General features: G+C 45.9%; 6 protein-coding genes. All 6 read right to left on the bottom strand.

Going from position 1 to position 4,442, the window contains the following annotated elements:
* Window positions 1–254 precede the first annotated feature (254 nt).
* A complete protein-coding gene (locus tag J0895_RS01975; protein ID WP_207086469.1) occupies window positions 255–509 on the bottom strand; it encodes a type II toxin-antitoxin system Phd/YefM family antitoxin in 255 nt (84 codons plus the stop codon).
* A gap of 9 nt (window positions 510–518) precedes the next feature.
* Window positions 519–1,010, bottom strand: coding sequence for an acyltransferase (locus J0895_RS01980; protein WP_242540984.1), 492 nt, complete (start codon window positions 1,008–1,010; stop codon window positions 519–521).
* The gene (locus J0895_RS01985) at window positions 1,007–2,020 is read right to left on the bottom strand and encodes a Gfo/Idh/MocA family protein (RefSeq protein WP_340643431.1); all 1,014 of its coding nucleotides are present in this window, start codon (window positions 2,018–2,020) and stop codon (window positions 1,007–1,009) included. Before J0895_RS01985 ends, J0895_RS01980 begins: the two co-directional genes overlap by 4 nt.
* A gap of 14 nt (window positions 2,021–2,034) precedes the next feature.
* The gene (locus J0895_RS01990) at window positions 2,035–3,363 is read right to left on the bottom strand and encodes a nucleotide sugar dehydrogenase (RefSeq protein WP_207086471.1); all 1,329 of its coding nucleotides are present in this window, start codon (window positions 3,361–3,363) and stop codon (window positions 2,035–2,037) included.
* A 260-nt stretch (window positions 3,364–3,623) separates the two neighbouring features.
* Window positions 3,624–3,836, bottom strand: a complete 213-nt coding sequence (locus J0895_RS01995; protein ID WP_242540985.1) for a DegT/DnrJ/EryC1/StrS family aminotransferase — start codon at window positions 3,834–3,836, stop codon at window positions 3,624–3,626.
* 245 nt (window positions 3,837–4,081) lie between these two features.
* Window positions 4,082–4,442 (bottom strand): IS200/IS605 family accessory protein TnpB-related protein (locus J0895_RS26655; RefSeq protein WP_340643432.1); only part of this gene is annotated, 361 nt, incomplete at its 5' end.

Below are 4,442 nucleotides of genomic sequence, written 5' to 3' on the forward strand. Positions count from 1 at the left end.
AATTTGACATTTCTATCTCTCCATTTCTGGGTAATGTTAGCTTTGACAATGTTAGAGGTCGGTACTATCTTAAAGACACTGGTTTAACCCAATAAGCCTGTTTAATCTTTAAGTTTTAGTAGCTCCAGACTAGCTACGCATCCGTAGGTAAGAACTTGAACACTTGCCTCTAACGTAGTGACTGAACACTTAGTCTGGTAAACATTAGGCTTTAAAAGCCCACGCTGTACTGTACTCAGTCAGCGTTGGGTAGTTTACTCATCAACCAATTCTCTAACAAATTTTTTACCTTCCTTGGCTTGTTTGATTGATTCTAATAGATGTTCAGCATTAGCTGGATTGGATAATAAATAGAGTGTTTCTTGCCAAGAGTTAAATTCATCTAATGACATTAGAACCGCTTGTCTACCTTGTTCGTTAGATAAAATGGTCGGTTCGACATCAAGGATAACTCGATCGATGATTTCATCTAGTTCTTGCTTGGCTTGCTTACTGGTAATTGCTTTCATTTTTAAAATTTACCCTAATTTTTGTACAGAGTACCTTGAAACGGCCCGATATCTCACCCCTTGCGAATCAACCGCCAAACCCTCTGCATCAAACTCTAACACATCCCCATAACCACTCATCCAACCCATAATTTTAGCGGGAACTCCTGCCACCATTGCATAAGCAGGCACATCTTTCGTCACCACTGCACCCGCCGCCACAAACGCCCCTTCATGCAAAGTAACCCCACAAACAATTGTTGCATTAGCACCAATACTCGCCCCTCGCTTCACCAAAGTTGTCGCATAATCCTGACTGGTATTGCGGGGAAATTCGCAACGGGGGGTCTTGACATTGGTAAACACCATGCTGGGGCCACAAAACACATAATCTTCCAGAATCACCCCTTCATAGAGGGAGACATTATTCTGAATCTTGCAGTAATTTCCGACCTGGACCCCATTGGCGACCAAAACATTCTGACCCAAAATACAATTAGACCCAATCTTCGCCTGACTCATGACATGGGAAAAGTGCCAAATTTTCGTGCCCTCCCCAATCTCTGCTCCTTCATCCACATAAGCGGACTCGTGAACAAAAAAGTTAGCCTGGGAAAGCCTCCGTTGCTTTTTCCAAAATCTCCACCACCGCTACCCCATTCCATCCATCCGATCGCGGACGTTGACCCGTGGCAATGCAACCCTTGAAAATGCTGACACTCAATCCGTAACGGTTCCGTTGCCGCCACGGAAACGGTTTCACTCCCCTCGTCGCGATTGTTCAACTCCCCATCCACACCTTTGTAGTAAATCGTGACTTGTTGCGCCACTTCGTCATAAACCAACATTTGCTTTTCCGCAATCACCACCGTATTCCGTTCCAGGAGGGGCCAATACCATGAACAGTGAATATGTGCCGTCTGTCCCCTGGCAAATTGAAGATGGACATGAACATCATCTTCAATCCCTGGCTGCAACATAGCGTGTCCACTGGCATCAACTCCTATCAGTTGGGGATTTCCTAATAAATCTAAAACCACAGACACATCATGAGGAGCAAAAGACCACCAGACATTTTCTTCCCGCCGCACTCGGCCTAAGTTGGCGCGTCGCGCTGCTACATGGAGAACTTGACCCGCTTTCCCCGTCGCCAGATAGTCTCGCATCCAACTAATCGCAGGTTGGTAAAGCAATAGGTGACCCACCATCAAAATCAGTGATTGCTCATCGGCATATTCTGCCAACTGACGCGCTTCATTTGTTCGCAAAGTCATGGGTTTTTCGACAAAGACGTGCTTCCCTGCTTTTAAAGCCGCATCTGCCATTTGGAAATGACTAGGGGCTGGGGTGGCAATCACCACTGCCGAAACATCTGTGTTCAGAACCTGCTCAAATTTGTCATAAAGCGGAATTTCTGGATAATGAGCAGCCACTTTAGACCGTAGTTCTGGATTAACTTCAGCAACTCCCGCTAATGCTTCTAATTCATAAAAATTGCGAATTAAATTTCGCCCCCAATTGCCTGCACCCACAACAATGACTTGATTTACAGCAGGGTCACCTTTTCTTGATTACAACTTAAATGACGAGTTGCTCCTCGCGTATCCAGAACAGCCTGAGCCTTGTCAATGAGGGAGAGATAGTCAATTTTACTGTGGTCTGTGGCAATCACGACTAAATCAACTGCTGCGATCGCCTCTTCAGTCAGTTCCACGGAAACTAAATTATGCCCTTTAACTTGAATCTCTGGAACAAACGGATCGTGATAGGTCAGATTCACCCCATCTTGTAACAGCAATTCCATGATGGATATGGCGGGAGACTCGCGCCAATCGGCAATATCTTTCTTATAGGCAGCCCCCATCACCAATACTTGCGATTTTGAAGGGGCTTTACCGATCCGGTTTAAAGCTCGCCAAACTTTCTCCCTCACAAACTCTGGCATCTTCCGGTTAACTTCTCCAGCTAGAGCAATAAAATGAGTCTCAAAGTTATACTCTTTAGCCTTCCATTCCAGATAATGAGGGTCCAACGGAATGCAGTGGCCCCCTACCCCTGGACCCGGATAAAACGGCATAATCCCAAACGGTTTAGTATTGGCCGCATCTAGGACTTCCCAGACATTTAAGTCCAGGCGATCGCATAACAAGGCTAATTCGTTCGCTAAAGCAATATTCACTGCCCGAAAAGTATTCTCAAAAACCTTGACCAACTCAGCCGCTTTCGCACTGCTAACCTGAACCACATGATCAATGGTTTGTTGATAAAATAAGGTAGCGACTTCCAGAGAATGCGGGTCAGAAGCCCCAACGACTTTATTGGTATTTTTCGTAGTGTAGCGCTGATTCCCTGGGTCTACTCGTTCGGGAGAATGAGCCAGAAAAAAGTCTGACCCTTGTTGCAGCCCACTGATTTGCTCTAAAACGGGGCGCATCACATCATCGGTGGTTCCAGGATAGGTGGTAGATTCCAAGGAGACCAACTGTCCAGGTCGCAATTTACGAGCCAACTCCTGTGTAACACTCTCGATATAGCTGAGATTAGGGGTTAAATTCTTAGTCAGCGGGGTGGGAACACAAATGACGATCGCATCCATTTCTCCCACGCGCTCAAAGTTGCTGGTGGCTTCTAGGTAACCCTTACTCACCACTTGCTTTAAGTCATCATCCTTGACATCACTGATGTAGTTATCTGCCCGATTCACTCGGGCGGCTTTCTCAGGATTTTGCTCAATTCCTAAAACCTTAAAACCAACTTTGGCTTTTTCAACGGCAAAAGGAAGCCCCACATATCCTAAACCGACTACGCCAATCACGGCAGTGCGATCGCGAATCTTTTGTTTAAGGGCAGATAAAATTTGAGGCGAATTCACCATGAGTCAAGGTTGGGTATGGAATTAGGGAGTATGGACAGACAAGGGGCAGTTAGGTTCCCAGGGTGGGGGATTGATTCCTGTATTTGGCGTCATCCCAGAAGGCGATCGCTTTCTACACCAGACCTTCTCCTGGGGGCAACAGTTAGGATACCACAGTCTGATGAGGGAGGAGGAGGGGGAACCAGGCAATTGAGGCGATCGGATCTGGAGTCAGTTTTGGGGGCGATCGCCTCATTCCCTGCCCCAATTCCTAGCCCTTGTCACCCCATCACCACAGCATCCGTGCCAGAATTTAGGGCGATCGCGTGTTTAACTCCTACATATTTTGCGACTTCCTGCTCAAACAGCTTAACATCAGGCCCCATGATAAACTGACCCGATTCTAAAACACGGTTAATCGCCGCTTGAACTTCGTCCTTGATTTGCTCGTACTGGGGTTTTAGGTCTAAGACAGGAATTTTAATTTCACTCATATACTCAGTTGTGGATTTGAGATTGGATGATTTGACACTCCCACGCTCTTAAGAGCGTGGGATTCTTTAAGAGTCCAGAATCTGAACCTTAAGGGCGTAGTCAAAGCACCCCTACTGACTCCACTAAGATTAAATCCCAGTGTCGCCGCTACCTTTCTTAAGATATTTGCTGCCCCATTACAATCAGCATTGACATACAAATTGTTTGCAGTCCGGTACAATCCTCTCTTAACCCGCTTGCCAGATTATTGCCACGCTTCAGGTTTTTCACCGAATTTAGGTAGCTCATGAGGGTCAAGAAAACTTGCTTTACTGGTGTAGGATTCTTCGGTTTCGACACACTTAATCCCATACTGCTCACATAGTTGCTTTATCCTGTCTTTGAGTCTAGCTGTAGGTATCTGGACAAACTTCTGGTTAGTATTATCTCCTAAGTTTATGGAATCTTTCTGTCCTTTATTCCAACCAAATACCACAGTCTGGCTCTGGTTCTCCAGACAATGATTGATTACTAATCTTGCAGCTTTGTTTACAGCATCCCTCATCTGTCTGTTTCTTGTTTCCGTGACACGAGCAAGTTGCTTAGACCAGAATCCTTGGGGTTGA

The sequence above is a fragment of the Phormidium pseudopriestleyi FRX01 genome (genome assembly GCF_017313335.1).
Lineage (GTDB): Bacteria > Cyanobacteriota > Cyanobacteriia > Cyanobacteriales > Laspinemataceae > Laspinema > Laspinema pseudopriestleyi.